Raw genomic sequence first — 23272 nt, forward strand, 5'->3', positions numbered from 1 at the left:
ATGGCGAAAGTTCTTGAATATTTAATTGTGGTAGGTTTAGTTGTAGCTGCTGGTATCACTGCTTGGTCAGTTTTGACAACAAATCATCTTTTTATAGGATGAGAAAATTATTCAACGGCGGTTTTTTAACCGCCATTTTTATTTTTTTTGCTAATTTCTCCTATGCTGAAATTTTATTAAATGATAATATCTTAAACACAGCCATAGAACAAAATATCACTGCAAATTCCAAACAAATATATGATTTAACCGGAGTTAATATAGCTTTAGCTTTGAGTGATAAAAAAGATTTTGATAGTTTAAGAATGTATGAATCTAATCTAACAAATCCATATATTTTACTTATTTTTTCCAAAGCATCACATAAGGTAGATATACTTGCAAGTGATGATGCGTTAAAATTTTTCGATAAAGAAGCGGTGTTAAGTCCTTATCCTGAAAAAGGAACAATTTTGCCTATACTTGCAAACCCTAAGCAAAAAGATATTTATAATGCAGCACTTTTTAATGGTTATGCAGATATAGCTGATCAAGTTGCAAATCATTTTAATATCAATCCTTTTTATGGAAATTCAAATCGTGATACTTTAAATATTATGCGGATTTTAATTTATGGCTTTTTATGTGTTGCTATTTTAATGTTAGTTCAAAGAAAAGTTAAAAGGAGAAGATAAATGCAAAAACAGAAAACATTTTGGCCTTATGGAATTTTAATTTCTTTGTTGCTTATTGTGCTTGCTTGTATTATCACTATTTTTGTTGCAAGTAAAGCTCCTGTTTATGAAGATAATTTTTATTTTGATTCTTATCAAAATGTAGAATTAAATTACAATGAAATTCAAAAAAATCAAAAGACTTTTGACGAAAATTTTCAACTAAGCATAAAAGATAAAGAAAGTTTTATACACAAGAAAAATCAAGTTTATTATATTAATGAAGGACAAAATGAACTTAGAATTAGTATTGATAATTTAAGAAATTTTGATTTAAATAAACTTCAAATCCAAACTTTGCTTTCACGCCCACATACAAATGAGAATGATGAAAAATTACAAGCAATTATAGATGGAAGTGATTTGGTATTTAATTTTAATATCAAAGAAAAAGGCGTATGGCAATTACTTGTAAAAATCACTCAAGATAAAAATAGTGTAGGTTTTTTTAAATTCTTTTTACAGACTAAATAATGAAACTTTTCGTTTTTAGCTCATTAAGAGCTTTAAGAAAATATTATGAGAAAAAATTACAAGTAGATACTTTGGTAGATTCAGCTATGAGTATAGCTGAATTTATGCAAAAGGTAGTATTTTCTAAATATTTTCAAGCAACACATTATGAATGTTTGCTTTTAATGAAAAAAGCTTGTGAGCAAACTAAAAATTTAGAACAAAACTTAAAAATACCAAGTAATTTTTTTGCATTTTTAAAAAATAATGCTTATTTGTTTAGTTTTTTTAAAGAGTTAAGTTTAGAAAAAAAAGACATTAATTCACTAAAATTTTATGATGCATATGCACAATATGATGAGCATTTACAAATTTTAGAAGAACTTTTTAAAAACTATCTTGCCTTGTTAAAAGAACAAAATTTATATGATGATATTTCTTTGCCGTTAGATTATGAAATTAATACTGATTTTTTAAAAAATTATGATGAGATTATTTTTGATTTTCAAGGTTTTCTAAATGCTTTTGAAGTAGAAATTTTACTAAAAATCAAAGAATTACTTTCTATTAAGATACATTTTAGTTGCACTAAATTTAATAAAGATTTTTTAAACTCTCTTGATTTTTTACAAGGAGTTAAAATTAAGGAAAATTTTACTTATTTGTATGATTTAAATTATAAGCAAATTTTAAATGAACATATATTTTTGCAAGAAAGTAAAATTAGTTATAAAAGCTTTAATTTAAGATCCATACAAGCTGCTTTTGTTTTTGAAAAAATCAATACTTTTTTAAAAGCAGGTATTCGTGCAAAAGATATTGTAGTGATTACACCTGATGAAAAATTTGTAGATATTTTAAGACTTTATGATAAAAATAATGTTTTAAATTATGCAAGTGGAGAAAGTATCAAAAATACACCCTTTTATCATAGATTGAAAACATTATATGAATGTGCTAAAGATGATGAGTTTGAGTATGATGCAAATGTAGAATTTTACGAAAGATATAATCTAAACAAACATTTATGTAATTTACATTTTTTTCCTTCTAATGTTGATTTTATAGAATTTAAAAAGCTTTTTGATAAAAATATTTCTTTTGATTTTTTTGAAAATTTTATTTTAGCTTTGCTAGAAGATGGTAATGAAGAACTTAAAAGTTATATACATCAAGAGCTTATTTTTATTAAAGAACTTATAAAAACCCATGAATTAAGTTTTGTACAAATTTTAGAATTATTCTTTATGCAAATTGATGATATAAAATTAAGTAGTGTTGGTGGTGGTGAAGTTACTGTAATGGGGCTTTTAGAAAGCAGAGGACTTAGTTTTGATGGGGTGATTATAGTTGATTTTAATGATGAATTTATCCCAAAAAGAGTTTCAAGTGAGTTATTTTTAAATAACGAAATTCGTAAAAAAGCAGGACTTATCACTCATGTGCAAAGAGAAAATTTGCAAAGACATTATTATTACACCTTAATAGCTAAGGCAAAGTTAGTAGGAATTTCTTATGTGGAAAATGAAGAAAAAATCAAGTCAAGATTTTTAAATGAGCTTGAATTTCCACTTTATGAAGACAAGACTTATAGTAATAAAGCTTATGTAAAATACTTTCAGACTTACCCATGTGCTTTTAATCTTGAACCTATTACAAGCATTAAAGCAAAACATGATTATTTTCAAAACGATTTTTCTTTTTCAAGACTTCATTTTCTTATTCATTATGGCTTGGATTATTATTATAAATATGTTTTAGAATTAAAAGAACCAAAGGTTTTAGATGATAATCTTAGAGCAAATGAGCTAGGAAGTTTTATCCACAAAGCTTTAGAAGAATATTATAATCAAAATAAAAAATTAAGATATTTTGACTATGAAAAATTTATAAATATAGTTAAGAATTTAAAAGATTATAAAATTGATGCTTTAAATTTAGCTTTAATACAAGTAATATTTAAAGAATTTCAAGTCCTTGAAAATGAACATTTTAAGCAAGGCTATATTGTTAGAGATTGTGAATTTCCACAAAAAAAAGAATTTATTACAGAAAATGGAGTTAAAATCACTGCTTTTGGGCGTTTGGATAGATTAGATGAAAATGATAATGAAAGATTGATTGTAGATTATAAAACTGGAAAAGTAGATGAAAAATCTTATCAGCTTGCTTTTTATAAGTTTTTGTTAGAAGATAAATATTCTTTAGAAAATATAAAGACTTGTTTTTATGATTTAAAAAATATGAAAATTATATACGAAGATGCTAAAAGTGAAAGCGTACAAGAGCTAAAAAATTTGCTAAATGAACTTTCAAAAGAGTCTTTAGAAAAAGAATTTTCCAATCAAAAAAATGATAATACTTATAGTCCTTATGCTATGCTTTATAAAAAGGAGTTTAAACTTTGAGTTGTAATTTTGAGCCTTTTTTGGCTTTAGAAGCTAGTGCAGGAAGTGGTAAAACTTTTGCTTTAAGTGTGCGTTTTGTGGCTTTAGTTTTAAAGGGGGCTAAAATTAATGAGATTTTAGCCCTTACTTTTACCAATAAAGCTACAAGCGAGATGAAGGAAAGAATTTTTAAGACTTTTTTAGAATTTGATTTGCTTGAAAATGGAGAAAATAAAGCAGAATGTAATGAACTTATGAAAATGCTAGGCAAAAGTAAAGAAGAGCTTATAGTTTTAAGAGAAAAATATAAAGATGAGTTTTTAAGATCTAAGCTTAATATTTATACTTTTGATAGTTTTTTTTCGCAAATCATTCGTTCTTTTGCTTTAAATCTAGGTTTTATGAGTGATTTTGAGATTATAGAAAGTCAAGATAGCTATAAAAATTTTATTGCTAAATTAGATGAAGAAGAGTTGAGGGCTTTGGCTTATTATATCGTTCAAACTAAAAGCAAAAGTGATTTTTTACAAAATCTTGAAAGCTTATATGAAAGATCTTGTGAAATTAAGCCTAGCTTAAACGCTCACTTTCCAAGTAAGACCATTTTAGAAAAAGACCTTGATAAATTCATAACTTATGCAAGAAATTTAAGCACAGATAAAAATTACCAAAAAAACTTTAATTTTGAAAACATAGAAGATTTTTTTGCTAAGCCTATCATCAGTAATTTAGATAAAAATTATTTTAAAAAAGTCATCGATGATGAATTTATGCAAAAAAGAGCAGAATTTTTACAAAATGCAAAAGAGTATTTTACTCAAATAGAAAATTATCGCATTAATATGCTCGCAAAACTTTTGAAGTATTTTAAAGAGGCAAGAAATGAAAATTGCGCTAAACAAAATGCATTGACTTTTTCAGATATAGCTTTAAAAACATATGAATTAATTAGTGATGAAGCTAATAAAGATTTGATTTATTTTAGACTTGATGGCTATATTTCACATTTGTTAATCGATGAATTTCAAGATACTAATGTCTTGCAATATCGAATTTTAAAACCCATCATAGCCGAACTTGTTTCAGGTGAGGGAGTGAAAAAAGATAGAAGTTTTTTTTATGTAGGTGATAAAAAGCAAAGTATATATGGTTTTAGAGGGGGTAAAAAAGAGCTTTTTGATAAACTTTTAAAAGACTTCCCGCAGATTAAATTAGAGCATTTAGATACTAATTATCGCAGTAAAAAAATCATTGTTGATTATGTAAATGAAATGTTTAAAGATAAATTTTTTGACAGCTTTTTAAATCCTAGTTTTACTTTACAAAAAAGTATTAAAGAAGGTGGATATGTGGAGGTTTTGCAAAATCATATCCCATCAAAAAGTTCTTTACATGAAGCAAGTGGCAAGGAAGTTTTAAAAATCATTCAAAAACTTTTAGAAAAAGGTGTAAAGCTTAATGAAATTTGTATTTTAGTGTGGATTAATAAAGACGCAACTTTAATGAAAGAATTTCTTGAAGAAAATGGCATTAAAGCTTATACGCAAAGCAATGTAGCTTTGTTAGATTGTATTAGTGTAAGAGTGCTTTTTGAGTATGCAAAAGCTTGTGTGCTTAAAGATGAGTTTAGTTTGTATTTTGCAAATAGTATTTTAGAAAAAGAATTTGAGTTCATCACACTTGATTTAAACCGCAGTGTAGGTGAGATTTTAAAATACCTAGTGCATGTTTTAAAACTTGATTTAAGTGATATTAATCTCATTGCGTATTTAGAATATGCTAGTACTTTTGATAATTTCTTTGATTTTTTATTTACTCCGTGTGAATTAAAGTCTTTACAAGCTCAAGAAGATGGTGTGATTATCATGACCGTGCATAAGTCTAAGGGGCTTGAATTTGAAAATTTAATTGTGCTTGATAGATTTAGTAAAAAAGCTCCAGATAATGATACTTTGCTTTTTGATTATGATTTGGAGCAAGGTTGGGAGGTAAAATACAGGCATAGTGCTAGAAAATATCTTGAAGATCAAAGTTACAATGCCTTTTTAGCAAAAAGAGAAAAACTCCAAGCAGAAGATGAGATAAATTGTCTATATGTAGCACTTACTAGAGCAAAAAATTCTCTTTTTATTATAAAAAATGATGAGAATTTCACAGCTTTTAAAGGATGTTTTAAAGACTATGAAGAAAAACAAATAGGTATTTTAGAACAAAAACTTTCAAATCCAAACGAGTTTATAGAAAATTTAGAGCAAATAGAAAGCTTTGAAGAATTTCAAAAGGTAAATTTACAAGAAGTTAAAGTAAAAAGTCATCTTTCAAGTGTGCAAATACATTTTGGCTTAGCTTTGCATGAGTTTTTGCAATATTTTGATTTTAACACTAAAAGCAATTTTGAATTTTGCAAGCAAATGGTGTATAAAAAATACCGTTTTTACTTAGATGATGAAGCTTTTAATGAGCTTTTTAAAAGACTTACTATGCTTTTAAAAGATGAGAGTTTTAATGCGCTTTTAGTGGGTAAAAAATTACTAAAAGAGCAAATCATCACTTATAAAGGTGAGCAAAAACAGCTTGATATGCTTGCATTTGATGATAATGAAGCTATCATTATAGACTATAAAACAGGCTTAAATTTAAACGAGCATAAAAAGCAAGTTTTGCTTTACAAAGAAGCCATAGAAAAAATCTTAGCTAAAATTTCTACTAAGGCTTTTTTGGTATATGTTTTAAAGGATAAAGTGGAGATAGTGGATGTTTAATAATAATCTATATCATCAAATATAGGTTCTACTATAAAATTTCCATTTTTATCTATAAAGCCATATTTTCCATTTAGTCTAACACTTGCCAAATCTTCTTTAAAATCCCAAGCCCAATCAAAATTAGCTTCTATTGCAAATTTTCCATTTTTATCTATAAAACCCCATTTTCCATTTAATTTAGCTTGTATGGGCTTTTTATATTTAATAGGATAGGAATCTAAGCACGCTTTAATATCCCCACTGTTGCACTTTTCTTTTAAAATTTCATATTTGTTATTCTGTTTGTTTGGGTTAGTTGTATGAATTTCATTTTTATTTGTATTATAATAAATATCAAAACCAAAAGCTAAAATAGGTAGTACAAAAGCAATAGCAAATTTTATTTTATGTTTAGCAAATAAATTTAACATTATTTCGCCTTATAAAGTATTTTATATCACAATTGTAATATAAACTATTTAAGAATAAGTTACAATATAAAAAAGATATCATTTAAACTTTAAATATTCTTAAATTAAGTATTAATTAAGCTAAAATAATTATAATCTCATTTTAAAAAAATTTTTGGCAAAGGTAAGATGATGACAAAGATAACAAAGCCAAACGAAGTAAAACGCGAATGGATCGTTTTAGACGCTGAAGGAAAGCGTTTTGGTCGTCTTTTAACAGAAGTAGCGACTATTTTAAGAGGTAAAAATAAACCTTGCTATACTCCAAATGTTGATTGTGGAGATTATGTAATCATTATCAATGCTTCTAAAGCAGTTTTCACAGGTGCAAATAAAGCAGAAGATAAACTATACCACAGACATTCAGGGTATTTTGGAAGCGTAAAAAGTGAAAAATTTGGTGATTTATTAGAAAAAAATCCAGTTAAATTATATAAATTAGCAGTTCGTGGTATGCTACCTAAAACAAACCTAGGTAGAGCTATGCTTAAAAAATTAAAAATTTATGCAGGTAGCGAACACCCTCATACTGCTCAAATTGCTAATAAAGGAAAATAATCATGGCAACAACATACGCAACAGGTAAAAGAAAAACCGCTGTAGCTAAAGTTTGGGTAAAAGCTGGTAGTGGTAAAATCATCGTTAATGGTATGGATTTAAACACTTGGCTTGGCGGACATGAAGCTATAAAATTAAAAGTAGTTCAGCCTTTATTAGTAACTAAGCAAGAAACTTCTATGGATATTAAAGCAACAACTTTAGGCGGTGGGTATAGTGCTCAAGCTGAAGCTTTAAGACATGGTATTTCAAGAGCTTTAGCTGCTATGGATGCAGATTTTAGAGCATTATTAAAACCAAAAGGACTTCTTACTAGAGATAGTAGAACTGTTGAGCGTAAAAAATACGGCCGCAGAAAAGCAAGAAGAAGCCCACAATTTTCTAAACGCTAATTTTTTGGATCCATTTTTGGATCCATTCTCTCTTTCAATTTTTAAAATTACATTTTTTCATATATTTTTGTTTTGTTTAAAATCAAAGGATTTTTTATTTATAATAAACTTTTATAATTTCAAAGTCCGATCAGGGAAACCTCCTTTTTGTAGTAAATTTAAGCTCCTTACCCAAAAGGAGCTTATTTTATTTTAATATTCTTTTTATATAATATCTAGAACTTATTTTATTTTTTAAGGATAGTTTATGAAAAAAATTATAGGCTTAGTTAGTTTGGCTAGCGTTTTGTTTGCTTTTGATGCTAGTAAAATAGAAATTACCCCAACTTTTAGCTATACAACACCAGAAGGAAATTTAGATCTTAAAAATTATGGTGGAGTGGGCTTAAGATTTGGTTATCACTATGATGATTTATGGATAGATCAAGCTGAACTTGGGTTAGAGTATTATGATAATGCAAAATATAATAACCCAAATGATAACACCCATACAGATACAAGTGTATCAAGATTTTATATAAATGCGATTAAAGGGATTGATTTAGCAAATCATGTGTATTTATATGGTTTATTAGGAACAGGTTATGAGTATTTAAGTCATGGTGCTTATGAGAATAAAAGTGGTATGTTTGCTCAATATGGTGCAGGTTTTAAATTTGCTCTTGGAGAAGATTTGGCTTTAAGACTTGAAGCAAGAGATCAAATTAAATTCAACAATGGCGATCATAATTTGATTTCTAGTGTTGGTTTGAGTTTTTATTTTGGTAATAAAGCTCCAAAGACACCTCAAACTACAACAAAACAAATCGAAGAAAAACCACAAACAAAACAAATTGATAAGTCATGTCCAGAGCCAAGAAAAGGTGCTTTGCTTGATCACATAGGTTGTGAGAAAACGATAGCGCTTGAAGGACATTTTGGCTTTGATCAAATTTCTATTAACCCAGAATTTGCTCAAAAAATTCAAGAAGTGGGTAAGGTTTTAGAGGAAAATCCTCAATATTATACTATTTTAGAAGGTCACACAGATAGCACAGGCTCTAAAGCTTATAATCAAAAATTATCATTAGAGCGTGCTAAGGCAGTTGCAAAAGAACTTGAAAAAACAGGTGTTGCTAAAGAAAAAATTGCAACTAAAGGTTATGGTTTTGAAAAGCCAAAAGCTAGCAATGACACTAAAGAAGGTCGCGCACAAAATAGACGCGTGGAAGCAAAATTTTTCATCAAAGAATAAACTTTGTTAAAAAAAACGATTTTATTTGATTTAGATGGCACTTTGATAGACTCTACAAGTGCCATTTTAGATGGATTTGATGCCGCTTTTAAAGCATTTAATGAGCCTTTACGAGATCATGAATCCATCAAAGCTCTTATAGGATTTCCTTTAGATGTTGCTTTTGAAAAGCTTGGTGTGGCAAAAGAAAAAATAAATGAGTATATTAACGCATATAGAAGTGTATATCAAAAAATTTATATAGAACAAACTTCTTTACTCCCATTGGCAAAAGAAAGTGTGCATGAGGCTAGTTTATTTGCTGATTTAGCTGTTGTAACGACTAAAAGTTCTAAATTTTCCAAACCTTTATTAGATTCTCTAGGTGTAGGAGAATATTTTAAAATTATTATAGGCAGAGATGATGTGGTAAATCCAAAGCCACATGCTGAACCAATTTTATTAGCTTTGGATAAACTTTCTAAAAATAAAAACAATGCTTTTATGATAGGTGATACTCATTTAGATATTAAAGCAGCTTATAATGCAGGTATTATACCTATAGCTGTAAGTAGTGGTTATGAGAGTAAAGAAAGCTTGACTAAATATAAAATTTCCATTTTTGACAATACTTATAAAGCTGTGCAGTATTTAAAAAATATCCTATAAATTCACACTTTCTTTAGTAGTTTTAATATAATAAAAAATTTTTATCATTGTTTAAGATAATTAAAGATAAAGTAGTTATTGATTTTAAGTAATTATTTTAATTATAAGGATAATTAAATGAGTAAAATAATGAAAACAATGGATGGTAATGAAGCAGCAGCTTATGCCGCCTATGCATTTACAGAGGTTGCTGGAATTTATCCTATTACGCCAAGCTCTCCTATGGCTGATTATACTGATATATGGGCCTCTCAAGGTAAAAAAAATCTTTTTGGGGTACCGGTTAAGGTTGTGGAAATGCAAAGTGAAGCAGGAGCAGCAGGGGCAGTTCATGGATCTTTACAAGCAGGTGCTTTAACTACTACTTATACAGCATCTCAAGGACTTTTATTAAAAATACCAAACATGTATAAAATAGCAGGACAGCTTTTACCCGGAGTAATCCATGTAGCGGCTAGAGCTTTGGCTTCTCAAGCATTATCTATCTTTGGCGATCATCAAGATGTTTATGCAGCAAGACAAACAGGCTTTGCAATGCTTTGCTCACATTCTGTGCAAGAAAGTATGGATTTAGCTGGTGTTGCACACTTAGCAGCTATCAAAGGTAGGGTGCCTTTTATGCACTTTTTTGATGGTTTTAGAACTAGCCATGAAATTCAAAAAATTGAAGTAATGGATTATGCACATTTTGATAGATTGTTGGATCGTGAAGCTTTATTAGAATTTAGAAATTCCTGTTTAAATTCAGAAAATCCAAAAACAAGAGGAACAGCACAAAATGATGATATTTATTTCCAAACAAGAGAGTTGGCAAATAAATATTATGAAGCTATCCCTGATATTGTTAATGAGTATATGCAAGAAATTTCAAAAATTACTGGAAGAGAATATAAGCCTTTTGTATATTATGGAGATAAAAATGCAACGCGTATTGTGGTAGCTATGGGTTCGGTAACTGAAGCTTTAAAGGAAGTTGTGGATTATCTAAATGATAAAGGCGAAAAAGTAGGGGTTTTAAAAGTTCATTTGTATAGACCATTTAGTTTAAAATATTTATTTGATGTAATGCCTCAAAGCGTTGAAAAAATTGCTGTTTTGGATAGAACTAAAGAACCAGGAAGTTTAGGTGAGCCACTTTATTTAGATTTAAAAAGTGCATACTATGGAAAAGAAAAAGTACCTTTAATCATTGGCGGTAGATATGGACTTTCTTCAAAAGATGTTGACCCTGCTCAACTTTTAGCTGTATTTGAAAATTTAAATCAAGCAAATCCAAAAGATGGTTTTACCATAGGAATTAATGATGATGTAAGTTTTACTTCATTGCCTGTTGGAGAAAAAATTTCTTTAGGCGATGAAAGCACAATAGAATGTTTATTTTATGGTCTTGGAGCCGATGGAACTGTAGGGGCAAATAAAAACTCTATTAAAATTATAGGAGATAAAACAGACTTTTACGCACAAGCTTATTTTGCTTATGATTCTAAAAAATCAGGTGGTTATACAAGAAGTCATTTAAGGTTTTCTAAAAAACCTATTACTTCAACTTATTTGGTTTCTACACCGCATTTTGTAGCATGTTCTGTAGCTGCGTATTTAGAAATTTATGATGTATTAGCTGGCATTAGAAAAGGTGGAACTTTTCTTTTAAATAGTATTTGGAGCGCAGAAGAAACTATTAAAAAAATTCCTAATGCGGTTAAGAGAGTTTTAGCTCAAAAAGAAATTAATTTTTATATTATCAATGCTACAAAACTTGCTAGAGAAATAGGATTAGGCAGTAGAACAAATACAATTATGCAATCAGCATTTTTTAAACTTGCTAATATCATTCCTTTTGAAGATGCGCAAAAATACATGAAAGAATTAGCTTATAAATCATATAGTAAAAAAGGCGATGCTATAGTTGAGATGAATTATAAAGCCATTGATGTGGGTGCGGATGGACTTGTAAAAGTTGATATTGATCCTTCTTGGGTAAATTTGATTGATGAAGTAAAAGAAGAAACAATAGCTTATAAAGGTACAGAATTTGTTGAAAAAATTGCAAAACCTATGAATGCAGCTAAGGGTGATGATTTACCAGTTTCAGCATTTTTAGGCTATGAAGATGGTAGTTTTGAGCATGGTACAACTGAGTATGAAAAAAGAGGTGTTGGTGTTATGGTGCCAAGATGGATAGAAAGTAATTGTATCCAATGTAATCAATGTGCTTCAGTGTGTCCTCACGCAGTTATTAGACCATTCTTGATTGATGAAGAAGAATTAGAAAATGCTCCAGCGGGTGTAAAAGAACATAGCTTAAATGCAAAAGGCGTTAAAGATCAAAAATTGAATTTCAAAATTCAAGTTTCACCACTTGATTGTACAGGTTGTGAGCTTTGTGTGCATGAGTGTCCTACCAAAGAAAAATCTTTAGTAATGGTACCGCTAGGTGAAGAGCTTGATCATGGTGAGCAAGAAAATGCTGATTATTTATTTAAGAAAGTAAGCTATAAAGACAACATTCTCAATAGAGAAAACACTAAAGGTATTCAATTTTCTCAACCTTTATTTGAATTCCATGGTGCATGTCCAGGGTGTGGAGAAACTCCTTATATTACTTTAATTACTAGATTATTTGGTGAGAGAATGATTGTTGCTAATGCAACAGGTTGTAGTTCTATTTATGGTGGTTCAGCACCTTCAACTCCTTATAGAAAAAGCAATAAAAATGGTCATGGTCCAGCTTGGGGTAATTCTTTGTTTGAAGATAATGCTGAATTTGGTTTAGGTATGAAAATAGCAACTGAAACTACAAGACATAAAATAGAACAAATTATGAATGAAAGTATGCAAGAAGTTCCTAATGCACTTTCGGCTTTATATAAAGAATGGATTGTAAATAAAGAAGATTCTAAAGCTTCATTGGAGTTAAGAAATAAATTAATTCCTTTATTAGAAGAAAATAAAAAGATTGAATCTGTTAATGATATTCTAGAGTTAAAAAATTTTTTAAGTAAAAAATCACACTGGATTTTTGGTGGCGATGGTTGGGCCTATGATATAGGATATGGTGGTCTTGATCATGTTTTAGCAAGTGGTGAAAATGTAAATATCCTAGTACTTGATACTGAAGTTTATTCAAATACTGGAGGTCAAAGTTCAAAATCATCAAGAACTGGTTCAGTAGCTCAATTTGCTGCTGCAGGTAAGCCTGTGCAGAAAAAAGATTTGGGGCAAATTGCTATGACTTATGGTTATATATTTGTTGCTCAAGTAAATTCTAATGCAAATTATTCTCACTTGTTAAAGGCATTAATTGCTGCTGAATCTTATAATGGACCATCATTGATTATTGCTTATTCTCCTTGTATAGCCCATGGTATTAAAGGAGGGCTTGGAAATTCAGGAAATCAAGCAGAGCTTGCTACAAAGTGTGGATATTGGCCAACTTATATTTATGATCCGCGTTTAGAATCAGAAGGAAAAAATCCTCTAGTAATTTCTTCTAAAGAGCCTGATTGGGACTTATATGAAAGCTTTTTGATGAATGAGGTTCGTTATACTTCACTTAAAAAATCAAATCCAGAACAAGCAAAAGATTTATTTGAAAGAAACAAAGCGGATGCGCAACGCAGATATAGGCAATTAAAGCGTTTAGCAAGTGCTGATTTTAGCAATGAAAATTGAGTTTTGTTTAGAAAATTAATTATATTTTTTTGGGTAATTAGTGCTTTTAGCATTGATTATCCATTTTTTAATGATGATTGTAAAATAATTAATTTCGATTCAATTCAAGATCCTTTTTATCAAAATACTGCAAAATCAAAATCAGATTACTCTTTGCAAGCTATTATTTCTAATAAAGCTAAAATTAATGGCAAATGGTATGTTTTAAATGATGAAATTGCAGAATTTAAGATTGTAGAAATAAAAGATTCTTCGGTTGTTTTGATAAAAAAAGATAAGGTAGTGGTTTTAAATTTATATGATAAAAATAATATTCTTATTTATTAGTATTTTTACTTTTGCTAGTGCATCTATAAATCAATGCAATCAGCGAGTATTCGATATAAGTATAGAAGATAAAACTTCTTTACTTGAAATTTTAAATGAACTTGGTAGAGAATGTAGTTATAGTATTATTATAAAAGATTTGGTGGCTAAAGAAAAACTTGATAATATGCAAAATTATTTACATATAAAAAAAATGACTTTAAGAGAAATTTTTAATTTGTTATTGAAAGAAAATAATCTTTCTTATGAATTTGAGAAAAATATTTTAAAAATTTATGGAAAAAAAGTAAAAACTTTTAAAATTCATTATATTAGTTCTATTAGAGAAGGGCAAAGCATCACAAAAGCTTCAGTAGATTCAAGACCTAGACAAGGTGATTATGATAATGCTAAAGAAGCAGATAACTTAGTAATAAGCACAGATAGATTTGATTTTTGGGAAAAAATATCTGAAGAAATTCAAGCTTTATTGGATGAGAATACATCAAAACCTATTATTAACATTAACGCAGGGATTATAACTTTAAATGCAACACCATATGAGCTTGCAAGAGTTGAAAAATATTTATATGATTTGAATAATAGGCTTAAAAAGCAGGTGTTAATTGATGTAAGTATAGTTGCAGTGCATTTAAATAAAAGTCATTCTAGTGGGATTAATTGGCAAGAACTTGCTATTAAACTAAATGGTGATGATAATGATTTTATTATTAACAAAGGTGGAATTAGAAATATAAATTTAAAGGCTAATATAGAAACAAAGGCTATTTTAAATTTATTACAGGAAAATGGAAAAACAACAGTGCTTTCTAATCCTAAATTAATGGCTTTAAATAATCAACAAGCTATTATTTCTATAGGAGATACTATAAATTATCAAGTAAAAGAAAGCTCTAAGGGTACTGAAAATGGAACAACTATTAGCGAAACTTTTAATAATTATTCTATATTTGTAGGAATTTTGCTTAATATTTTACCAGAAATTTCAGATGATCATAAGATTATGCTTAGGATAAATCCAAGTTTAAGTGATTTTAAATATAGTGTTGATAATTATCGTCAAAATAAACCTAGAAATATAGCTCCTGACACTATACAAAAAAAGCTTTCGACGGTGGTTGAGATTGATGATGGCCAGACTTTAATTTTAGGAGGATTGATTAGTAAAAATACTATTACTAATAATAATGAAATTAGTGCTTTATCTAAAATACCACTTTTTGGATTTTTATTTCAAGGTAAACAAAATTTACAAGATAGTAGTGAAATTGTTTTTATTATTAAACCCAAACTAATTAAAGAAGATAGAAAAATTTTAAGTTTAAAAGAATTAGGTTTTGAACATGAAGATGGTATGTTTTAAAATTTTACTGAGTTTATTTACTTTTTCTTTTGTATGGGGAATTGAGGTTAAAAACGATATTTACGATACTACATTTTTTTATGAGAGATTTATAACACAGCCAAATTATGAAAATGCTTTAAATTTGGCAAAATATTTCTATCAAATCAAATCTTATGAAAATGCTATTTATTGGGCTATAGAGGCAAACGAGTTTGATTTGAAACAAAAGGAAGCATGGTTGATTTTTATCAATGCTAAGATTAAGCAAGGTAAATATGAGCAAGCTTTAAAAGCAAAAGATGAATATGAAAAACTTTTGGAAAATTACTTTGAATAATAAATATATTTCTTTAAAGCAAAATTTACTTACAAAAAAAGAATTAAGAGAGTTAAGCGAAGATTTTTTTAAAGAGTTAGCACAAGATTATGGTCTAGATTTTGTAGATTTAAAAGAAGACATGGGATTTGAAAAATATCTCAATTCTATACCAGTTACTTTGATAGAAGAATATGAAATTTTTTGTTTTAATGAAGATGATGAAAATGTTTATATAGCTTCTTTTAAACCTTTGCAAGAAAATACTATAGAAAAAATACAAAATCTATATCGATATAAGAATATACGAGTATTTATTTGTATGTATGTGCAATTTGAATATTTTTTTAACAAAATTCATTTTTTGATAAAAGTTAAAGATTTTACAGATATTTTAGATAAAAATTTAAGCAATCAAGAAACGCAAGAAGATGCAATTTTAGAGCAATTTTTACTATTGATTTTATCCCATGCGTGTTTCCTAAAAGCAAGTGATATACATTTTGAGCCTTTAGAAAATAGTGTTTTAATTAGATTTAGAATTGATGGAGTTTTAAGAAGTATATGTGATTTAAATTTTAGAGTGTATCAGGCTTTGCTTTTGCATATAAAAATCATTTCTTTGTTAAATGTAGCAGAACAAAGAAATTCTCAAGATGGTAGTTTTAGTAAAATCATTTTAGAGCAAAAATATGATTTTAGAGTATCTATTATGCCTTTACTTTTTGGACAAAGTATTGTTCTTAGAATTTTAAAACAAGAAGAACAAATTTTTGAACTTGATAAGCTTTTTATAGAAGATAGTATTTTATTAAAATTAAAAAAGCATATTCAAGCACCTTATGGTTTAATTTTATTTTGTGGGCCAACTGGCAGTGGAAAAAGTACTTTTATGCATGCAATTTTAAATCAACTTGATAGTAATAAAAAGATTATTACTTTAGAAGATCCTATAGAATATAAATTAAAACATGCACAGCAAATTCTTTTAAGTCCTAAAGCCAGCTTTGATTTTCATAGAGCATTAAGATCTGTTTTAAGACAAGATCCTGATGTAATTATGGTAGGCGAGATTAGAGATGAAGAAAGTTTGGATATAGTTTTAAAAGCATCACTAAGTGGTCATTTGGTATTAAGCACCTTGCATACTAATAATGCTTTAGAAGCAATTTATAGAATGATGCATATGGGTGCAAAATCTTACTTGATAGCATGTTCTTTGAATTTAATTATAGCTCAACGCTTAGTGAGAAAATTGTGTAAATATTGTAAAGAGAAAATTTATGAAGAATATATTTTTCAAAACCAAACAATTCAAGGAAATTTTTATAAAGCAAAAGGATGTGCTAAGTGTTTTAATAGTGGATATAAAGGTCGCTTAATGGTTGCTGAATTTTTATTTTTAGATCAAAATATTAAAAATATGATAGAAAATAATGCAAATTATGACATCATACTAAAATATGCCATAGAGAAAGGTTTTTTAACTTTAGGTGAAGATGCTATACAAAAAGTTAAATTAGGCTTAACAAGTTTAGAAGAATTAAAAAAGATAAGTTTTTGAAAAAATTTATTATTACTTATATTATAAATGAAAAGACAAAACAATGCGTTATTAAAGCTAAAACTTTATATGAAGCTAGACTTTTAGCTTTGAAAAAATACTCTAAATTAGTTGATATACAAGAGTATTCTTCGCAAATAAAAGAAAAATTAAAAGATGAAGAGCTTATATTTATTTTAAAAGATTTAAGTGTTATTTTAAAAGCAGGAATGAGTCTGCAAGAAGCAGTTTTAGAATTTAAAAACTATACATATGATAAAAAAGTTTCCAATAAGTTCGGAGAAATTTATAACAAACTTATAAATGGGTATTCTTATGAAAAATCTTTTATGTGCATATTAAATTCTAGAGAATTAGCAATTTTAAAAATATGTGAAGGAAAACAAGAATTAAGCAAAGCTTTTGATATTATTGTTGATTTAAAAGAAAAAAATTTAAAAAATATAAAACAATTTAAAAAGGCCATATCTTATCCAACTATAGTATTTGTTTTTATCGTTGCAGCTTTTTTTATTCTTATGACTTTTGTTTTACCTGAATTTAAAATTTTATTTGAGCAACTTGAATTAAATTTACCAATAATTACAAAAATTCTTTTTTCGATAGCGGATTTTTTCACTAATTTTATAGTGTATATTGTATTAGGAATACTTGCTTTTGTAGTTTTTATTGTATTTTTAAAAAACACATTATTTTTACATAAAATGATATTTTATTTTCCAGTTTTTGGAAAAATTATACAAAGTCAAGATAAATTTTGTTTTTTTATTATTTTATCTCACTTGTTAAATGCAGGAATAGATGCAAAAAAAGCTTTTGAATTATCTATTGAAGGTATAGAAAATTTATTTTTGAAAAATAAAATGTTTGAAGCTATGAGATTATTTGAATCAGGACTAGATATAGCACAGGCGTTTTTAAAAATAGATATATTTGAACCTTTTGTTATAAGAATGTTAAAATTAGCTTTAAAAAGTTCAAAATTAGATAAAAGTTCTTATGAACTTGCATTGTTTTTTGAATATAAAAAAGAAAATTACACTCAAAAACTTCTTACTTTACTTGAGCCATTAATGACGATTATCATGGCAAGTTTGATTTTAATTCTTGCTTTGGGTGTATTTTTACCTATGTGGCAAATGAGTCAAGGTGTTAGTTTTTAGAATTTTCAATGATGCTTTCTAGTTCTTGATAATCTTTTTTAAGTTTTTCTAGTATTTCTTGAGCTTTTAAACCTATCATTAGTAATTCATAAACTTTTGGTCGATCTTTTTTCCACTTACGCAATGTTTTAACATTAATATCTAATTTTCCTGCTATATCTCTTTGAGTCATCAAAATCCATTTTTTTATTTGATTTATATCAATAATGGCTTTAAAAGAAAACAAGGTAAATTTAGGATTTTTTAATTATAAAAAGGGTAAATTTAGGACTTAATTTATTTTTTAAGGTTTTGGTGTGTTAAAATCAATTGACGAAAAAGATAATATTACCTATGGAGATTTATCCGCTCAAAAGAATTTGAATATTGAATTTTATGGTAGAAAAAATATTGTTTTTTTCGCAGGATCTAGTGTAAATATTAATATTATTTTTCATGGAGATAATTCTTTAGTTTTTATTTGCAATAATTGTTGGTTGAATGGAAAAATTGAAATAAGAACAGGTGGAGTTTTTTACGCAGGTGAAAATTGTACTTCAAGTGGGACTCATTTTCGTGTTTATGAGGGAAAGAATATTATATTAGGTAATGATAATATGCTTTCTTGGTCTATTTGGATGCAAACTTCTGATCATCATTTAATTTTTCATTCAAATTCTTATAAAAGAATTAACTTTGCTAAAAGTATTTATATAGGTGATCATGTTTGGTGTGCCCAAGAAGTTGCTGTATTAAAAGGTAGTTTTGTAGCAAGTGGAAGTATTTTAGGTACAAAAAGCGTTAATGCTGGATATAAGTTTTCTAATAGTATTTATGCTGGAAATCCTAGTAGAATAATTAAGAGTAATTGTTTTTGGAGTAGAGAAGATCCAGTTACTGGTAATTGGTATAAGAATGAAATTGCACAATATTCTACAATGAATACTAAAGAATTTAAATTTGACTTTGAAGAACAAAAATTTTTAAATCCTGTTTTATTAGAAAAAGAACTTGAAAAATTAGAAAATGCACATGATAAATTAGAATTTATATACGATTATATTTATAATAATACTCATAAAAATCGTTTTGCTTTATTTGAGAATAGCAATCAAAGCAAATGCAAACTTTATAAAGACAAAAATAAAATTTCTTTTTCAAGATTAAAATTTCAAAATTCTAAAAGACAGGATGAATTAGTACTCAAGTATAAAGTGCTGTATGTATAGTAAAAAATCATTTATCCTATAAATTAGGATTTGCCATAATAAAAAACTCAAAAAATTTTAGAAACTATATAAAATACCCCTTTGTGCTTTTAAAAATTGCAAAAGAACATAAAAGTACGACCCAAAATAAAGTAAATTTGCAAGATTTTTGTGATTATGAAGAAGCAATAAATATTAAAAATAGTCTTTTATATCAACTTGGAAATGCTTTGATTAGAGCTCATAAAATTCGATATAAAGGCGGATATTTAAAATTTTTTATTGAAATAATAAAAATTATAAAGAAATTTAAGCAAGATAATCATAAGCAACTTTAGCTATAGTTAATGCAACCATAGTTAAAAAAAGCTTTTTAATGAAAGTTCCTTGAGTTTTTAAAACAAGTTTAGAGCCTACGAAAGCACCTAAAATTTGACCTACACCCATTAAAAAACCAACCTTCCATAATACTTCATAAGAATATAAAAAAACTCCCAAGGCTACTATATTGCTGGTGAAATTTAAGATTTTGGTATTAATGCTTGCATTTTTCATACTAAAACCAAGAAATATTACACAAGCAAAGATCCAAAATGACCCAGTTCCTGGTCCTAAAAAGCCATCATAAAAGCCAAGCAACAAACCAAAAGTGATTTGAAAACTTGTAGTACTCATTTTGGCTTTATTATGGATATGACCCAAATCAGGTTTAAAAATAGTATATAAAAAGATTAAAACAAGACAAATTAATACAATGATTTTAACAGCATTTTGATCTATGATTAAAACAGCATAAGTTCCAATAGCTGCACCAATGGCGGTAAATAAAATTCCCAAAGCAATTTTTTCTATATGCATAGATTTTCTATAGGCTAAAACAGCTGTTAATGAACCAAAAGTACTTTGAAGTTTATTTGTAGCTAGTGCTAAATGAGGAGGAATCCCGCAGGCAAATAAAGCAGGTATAGTAATAAGCCCACCACCACCTACTATAGCATCAACACATCCTGCAAAAGCTGCAACAAAAAATAAAATCACATAATAAGTTAATTCAAGCTCCATAAGCTTTCCTTGTTTTGTCCGATTCTATATAAAGCAAAATCATATTTTATAGGATCGTGTGGATCAAATTTTTTAAGATTTTGCGTAAGTTCTAATACACTTTTGAAATCATAAATCTTACGCTCTAAAAGCTTAATTTTTAATGAAACTTTATGAGTATGTGTATCTAAAGGTATAAGCAAATCTTTTTTATCTATGTTTTTAAATAATCCAAGATCAAGTTCATCTTTTCTAACCATCCATCTTAAATACATATTATATCTTTTTAAAGGTCCTTTAGGGAATGTAAAATTTTTAGAAAAGAAAAACTCATAACCATAACTTCTATATGAATTGATTTTATAGATTTGTTCTATAAAATATTTTATAGCGTGTGTGATATTTTGTTCTTTTTTATAGGCTGTGGTGAAAATATTTTCAATGCTATTTTGATTTTTTAAACGCTTTAGAGTAATAAAAATTTGAGCTATATCTTGTGAATTTTGAAAACGATATTTTAAATTTTTACATTCTTTTATAATATATTCATCACTTTTTTCTAATAAAGTAAAATCAAGCTTTTTTAAAAAATTGACAATATTTTTGGCATTCCCATAAGCAAATAAAGCACAAAGTAAAGCTATAGTTTCATCTTTATATATGCTTGCAATTTGCAATGGATCAGGATGAGAAAAAAGCTCTTTTTGAGTATTTTTACTTAAAATAGCTTCGTCTAAAAGAGCTTTAATTTGCATTAAGATTTTAAACCAAGAAGAGTATCTAGCATTTGATCAACGGTGGTTACTATTTTAGCTGCAGCACCATAGCTTGCTTGATATTGTATAAGCGAAGCTAACTCTTCATTGGTATTTACACCACTTTTTGATTGATATTCTGCATAGACTGTGTTATAAACTGTCATATTGGTTGAATGTGCAAAACCATTGCTTTCAGCATTTGATGCAATTTGTCCTGTAAATTTTCTATAATATCCATCTAAAGTTAAAGTATCTACCGTGCCATCTTTATTATAAAAATTTACTTTTTGAGTTTGAAGTTGTAGCATAGCATTGGCTACATCATTGTTTCCATCAACTCCATTAGAGCTTGCTTTTAGGCTATTTGGATCATTTCTAATGCTTGAATTTACATTGATACTACTAGCATCTTGTCCATTAAAAAATGAAGATACATTTAAAGCACCTGGAAAATTTGTGCCATTATCTTTAAAAGCTATCTTGTAACCTTTTTTTAAGCCATTGATTTGGAAATTTCCAATATCACTTTGTCCATCATAATGATAAAATGCCTTAAAATAGTCATTTAAATCATCTCCTTCTTTACCATTTTTATTATCATCAATATTTGCATTAATTTGCTTGATAATATCTTCTATGGTAGTATTAACATCTATTTTTATAGTTCTTGTGGCAACTGGCTCACCTTTTTCATTATAAACCGTGAGATCAAAACTTCCTGCTTGAATATTTTTATCATAACCCATTAAAGAATTATTAGGTTTTAAGCTTTTTAAGTCATCTGAATTAACTCTATCTGTAGCTGCTTGAGCATAGACATTGTTGGTTTGAGTAATGAGTGTTTTAGTAAAAGTATTTAACATATCTTTATAATCTTGTATGATTCCATCACTATAGGTATCGTGATTTCCATCATAATTTCTTCCTCTAAGATCAAGTTGTGCTCCAAGTTGTCCCCCGGTAATTTTACTTGTTAAATCATAGCGATTTTCATCATTTACTTCATAATAAATTTGGAAAAAACCATTGGGATTATTATCATCTAATTTTAAAGGATGAAAACTAGATCCATTTACTATACTAAATCCTTGAATGCTTAAATCATAATATCTTCCAGAATCTGTCATAGTTGATTCTAAAGTGCTATCTTGTGTGCTTTTACCTTTCCAAGCTACTGCATCAACTAATTTTGAAAGTCTAAGCTCAAGCTCATCTCGTCTATCTCTTAATTGATTTGCGTTATCAGTTGGTAAAACTTCTTCGTTTTCAAGTTGTTTATTAATATTCGCAATTTCTTGACCAATATTATTAATCTCATCTACAGTTTGTCTAATTTCTTCATTGATAGTCTGTTGCATTTTATCTAGATCTTGTAAAGTTTTTTGTATATTTTTTGTAAGAGTATTTGCGCTTTCAACAAGATCTATTTTGCTTGCACCATCACTTGGATTAGAAGCAAAATTATTCCAAGCATCGTAATAATTTTTATAATCTTGTAAAATACCAGTTCCTTGCATATCAGGAAATCTTTGACTTGCTTCTTGTAAAATTTTTCCCAAGTAATCTGTGTATTGTTGTTGGGTTGTAGCATTTTTTAATTTGTAGTAAGAATGCTCATCATGCAATCTTTTAATAGTGTCTATTTGAGTTCCTGTGCCTAAATGCAAGCCACCTCTATCAATAGACATTCCAGTGCCTTGTACTGCTCTTTGTCTAGTATAAAATACTGCATTTGCGTTAGAGATATTATTACCAGTTGTGTTGATTTGGAGTTCAGCAGCTTTAATTCCACTAACTCCTGTATATAAGCTATCAAAAATTCCCATAATTTAGCCTTTAAACATTAATCTTAAATAATGAATCTGGAATGGTTTTTTTATCTCCATAAGCATTATTTGTTCCATTTTGTTCAAACATAGTGTTTAAAAGATTGTCGTAAAAATCTTTAATTATAAGGACCAATTTGGCATATTCTTTGTTTTTTTGATGTAGGGTATTTAAATTTTGTTTTAAAAGAGCTAATTTTTCTTTATCTTCATCATCTAACAGCTCATCTAAACCTTTATTATTTCCTTGATTACTAAGATCTATCAAAGCTTTATCTAGGTTTTTTTTAGCAACTTGAAAATCACTTACTAATTTAGTTTTATTTTCTACACTTTTATTTACATGTTGGTGATTGGCAGCTTGAATTTGTGTTATATCTTCTATAGTAAGATTGATGAGTTTTTCTAATATAGAATTTGTTTCATCTAAATATTGCTTAATCATTTTTTATCCTTTCTTAGGCTAAACCCAAA

At 27.7% G+C, this 23272-nt stretch carries 23 protein-coding genes; 17 read left to right on the forward strand and 6 right to left on the reverse strand.

Going from position 1 to position 23272, the window contains the following annotated elements; translation table 11 throughout:
• Genes CARM_RS01800 through CARM_RS01820 form a run of 5 tightly spaced genes read left to right on the forward strand, consistent with a single transcriptional unit; the run spans position 1 to position 6315 of the window.
• Positions 1 to 102, forward strand: a complete 102-nt coding sequence (locus tag CARM_RS01800) for a hypothetical protein (protein WP_139424552.1) — start codon at positions 1 to 3, stop codon at positions 100 to 102.
• Positions 99 to 674, forward strand: a complete 576-nt coding sequence (locus CARM_RS01805) for a hypothetical protein (RefSeq protein WP_139424554.1) — start codon at positions 99 to 101, stop codon at positions 672 to 674. Before CARM_RS01800 ends, CARM_RS01805 begins: the two co-directional genes overlap by 4 nt.
• On the forward strand, positions 675 to 1187 hold the full coding sequence (locus CARM_RS01810; protein ID WP_139424556.1) for a FixH family protein: 513 nt from the start codon (positions 675 to 677) through the stop codon (positions 1185 to 1187).
• Positions 1187 to 3574 (forward strand): PD-(D/E)XK nuclease family protein, encoded by a 2388-nt coding sequence (locus CARM_RS01815; protein WP_139424558.1) that lies wholly within the window; start codon positions 1187 to 1189, stop codon positions 3572 to 3574. The genes CARM_RS01810 and CARM_RS01815 overlap by 1 nt, the downstream gene beginning before the upstream one ends.
• The gene (locus CARM_RS01820; protein ID WP_139424560.1) at positions 3571 to 6315 is read left to right on the forward strand and encodes a RecB-like helicase; all 2745 of its coding nucleotides are present in this window, start codon (positions 3571 to 3573) and stop codon (positions 6313 to 6315) included. The genes CARM_RS01815 and CARM_RS01820 overlap by 4 nt, the downstream gene beginning before the upstream one ends.
• Here CARM_RS01820 and CARM_RS01825 read toward each other — a convergent pair.
• Positions 6312 to 6728 (reverse strand): WG repeat-containing protein, encoded by a 417-nt coding sequence (locus CARM_RS01825; protein ID WP_139424562.1) that lies wholly within the window; start codon positions 6726 to 6728, stop codon positions 6312 to 6314. The two genes, CARM_RS01820 and CARM_RS01825, sit on opposite strands and share 4 nt — an antisense overlap.
• 171 nt (positions 6729 to 6899) lie before the next feature.
• On the opposite strand from CARM_RS01825, the gene rplM reads away from it, so the two are divergent.
• The 10 genes from rplM (at position 6900) to CARM_RS01875 (ending at position 17986) form a co-directional block, all read left to right on the forward strand.
• Entirely contained in the window at positions 6900 to 7325 is a 426-nt protein-coding gene (rplM, locus tag CARM_RS01830; protein WP_039617653.1) for a 50S ribosomal protein L13, read from the forward strand.
• Positions 7326 to 7327: 2 nt separating this feature from the next.
• Positions 7328 to 7717, forward strand: a complete 390-nt coding sequence (gene rpsI / locus CARM_RS01835; RefSeq protein ID WP_039617655.1) for a 30S ribosomal protein S9 — start codon at positions 7328 to 7330, stop codon at positions 7715 to 7717.
• A gap of 247 nt (positions 7718 to 7964) precedes the next feature.
• A complete protein-coding gene (locus CARM_RS01840) occupies positions 7965 to 8951 on the forward strand; it encodes an OmpA family protein (protein WP_139424564.1) in 987 nt (328 codons plus the stop codon).
• Positions 8952 to 8954: 3 nt separating this feature from the next.
• Positions 8955 to 9599 (forward strand): HAD family hydrolase, encoded by a 645-nt coding sequence (locus CARM_RS01845; protein WP_139424566.1) that lies wholly within the window; start codon positions 8955 to 8957, stop codon positions 9597 to 9599.
• A gap of 117 nt (positions 9600 to 9716) precedes the next feature.
• Positions 9717 to 13271: a pyruvate:ferredoxin (flavodoxin) oxidoreductase gene (gene nifJ, locus CARM_RS01850; protein ID WP_139424568.1), complete on the forward strand. Its 3555-nt coding sequence runs from the start codon at positions 9717 to 9719 to the stop codon at positions 13269 to 13271.
• A gap of 3 nt (positions 13272 to 13274) precedes the next feature.
• Positions 13275 to 13598, forward strand: coding sequence for a hypothetical protein (locus tag CARM_RS01855; RefSeq protein ID WP_139424569.1), 324 nt, complete (start codon positions 13275 to 13277; stop codon positions 13596 to 13598).
• A complete protein-coding gene (gene mshL / locus CARM_RS01860; protein WP_139424572.1) occupies positions 13570 to 14961 on the forward strand; it encodes a pilus (MSHA type) biogenesis protein MshL in 1392 nt (463 codons plus the stop codon). Before CARM_RS01855 ends, mshL begins: the two co-directional genes overlap by 29 nt.
• On the forward strand, positions 14942 to 15280 hold the full coding sequence (locus CARM_RS01865; RefSeq protein WP_139424574.1) for a CDC27 family protein: 339 nt from the start codon (positions 14942 to 14944) through the stop codon (positions 15278 to 15280). Before mshL ends, CARM_RS01865 begins: the two co-directional genes overlap by 20 nt.
• A complete protein-coding gene (locus CARM_RS01870; RefSeq protein WP_161593838.1) occupies positions 15249 to 16823 on the forward strand; it encodes a GspE/PulE family protein in 1575 nt (524 codons plus the stop codon). The genes CARM_RS01865 and CARM_RS01870 overlap by 32 nt, the downstream gene beginning before the upstream one ends.
• Positions 16820 to 17986: a type II secretion system F family protein gene (locus tag CARM_RS01875; RefSeq protein ID WP_139424577.1), complete on the forward strand. Its 1167-nt coding sequence runs from the start codon at positions 16820 to 16822 to the stop codon at positions 17984 to 17986. The genes CARM_RS01870 and CARM_RS01875 overlap by 4 nt, the downstream gene beginning before the upstream one ends.
• On the opposite strand, the gene CARM_RS01880 is transcribed toward CARM_RS01875, so the two are convergent.
• Complete coding sequence (locus CARM_RS01880; protein ID WP_039666669.1) at positions 17976 to 18158, reverse strand: hypothetical protein; 183 nt, start codon at positions 18156 to 18158, stop codon at positions 17976 to 17978. The genes CARM_RS01875 and CARM_RS01880 overlap by 11 nt on opposite strands.
• Before the next feature lie 124 nt (positions 18159 to 18282).
• Here CARM_RS01880 and CARM_RS01885 point away from each other — a divergent pair, with 124 nt between their 5' ends.
• Complete coding sequence (locus CARM_RS01885) at positions 18283 to 19194, forward strand: acyltransferase (RefSeq protein ID WP_139424579.1); 912 nt, start codon at positions 18283 to 18285, stop codon at positions 19192 to 19194.
• A gap of 83 nt (positions 19195 to 19277) precedes the next feature.
• Positions 19278 to 19511 (forward strand): hypothetical protein, encoded by a 234-nt coding sequence (locus tag CARM_RS01890; protein ID WP_139493258.1) that lies wholly within the window; start codon positions 19278 to 19280, stop codon positions 19509 to 19511.
• Here the strand turns inward: CARM_RS01890 and CARM_RS01895 are convergent.
• Genes CARM_RS01895 through CARM_RS01910 form a run of 4 tightly spaced genes read right to left on the reverse strand, consistent with a single transcriptional unit; the run spans position 19483 to position 23243 of the window.
• Positions 19483 to 20235 carry a TSUP family transporter gene (locus tag CARM_RS01895; protein ID WP_139424581.1) on the reverse strand — a complete coding sequence of 251 codons (753 nt, stop codon included), beginning with the start codon at positions 20233 to 20235 and terminating at the stop codon, positions 19483 to 19485. The genes CARM_RS01890 and CARM_RS01895 overlap by 29 nt on opposite strands.
• Complete coding sequence (locus CARM_RS01900; protein WP_139424583.1) at positions 20220 to 20969, reverse strand: TIGR02757 family protein; 750 nt, start codon at positions 20967 to 20969, stop codon at positions 20220 to 20222. The genes CARM_RS01895 and CARM_RS01900 overlap by 16 nt, the downstream gene beginning before the upstream one ends.
• Positions 20969 to 22798, reverse strand: a complete 1830-nt coding sequence (gene flgK / locus CARM_RS01905) for a flagellar hook-associated protein FlgK (protein WP_139424585.1) — start codon at positions 22796 to 22798, stop codon at positions 20969 to 20971. The genes CARM_RS01900 and flgK overlap by 1 nt, the downstream gene beginning before the upstream one ends.
• A 10-nt stretch (positions 22799 to 22808) precedes the next feature.
• Complete coding sequence (locus CARM_RS01910; RefSeq protein WP_139424587.1) at positions 22809 to 23243, reverse strand: flagellar protein FlgN; 435 nt, start codon at positions 23241 to 23243, stop codon at positions 22809 to 22811.
• Positions 23244 to 23272 lie beyond the last annotated feature (29 nt).

It is taken from the genome of Campylobacter armoricus, assembly GCF_013372105.1.
GTDB classification, from domain to species: domain Bacteria; phylum Campylobacterota; class Campylobacteria; order Campylobacterales; family Campylobacteraceae; genus Campylobacter_D; species Campylobacter_D armoricus.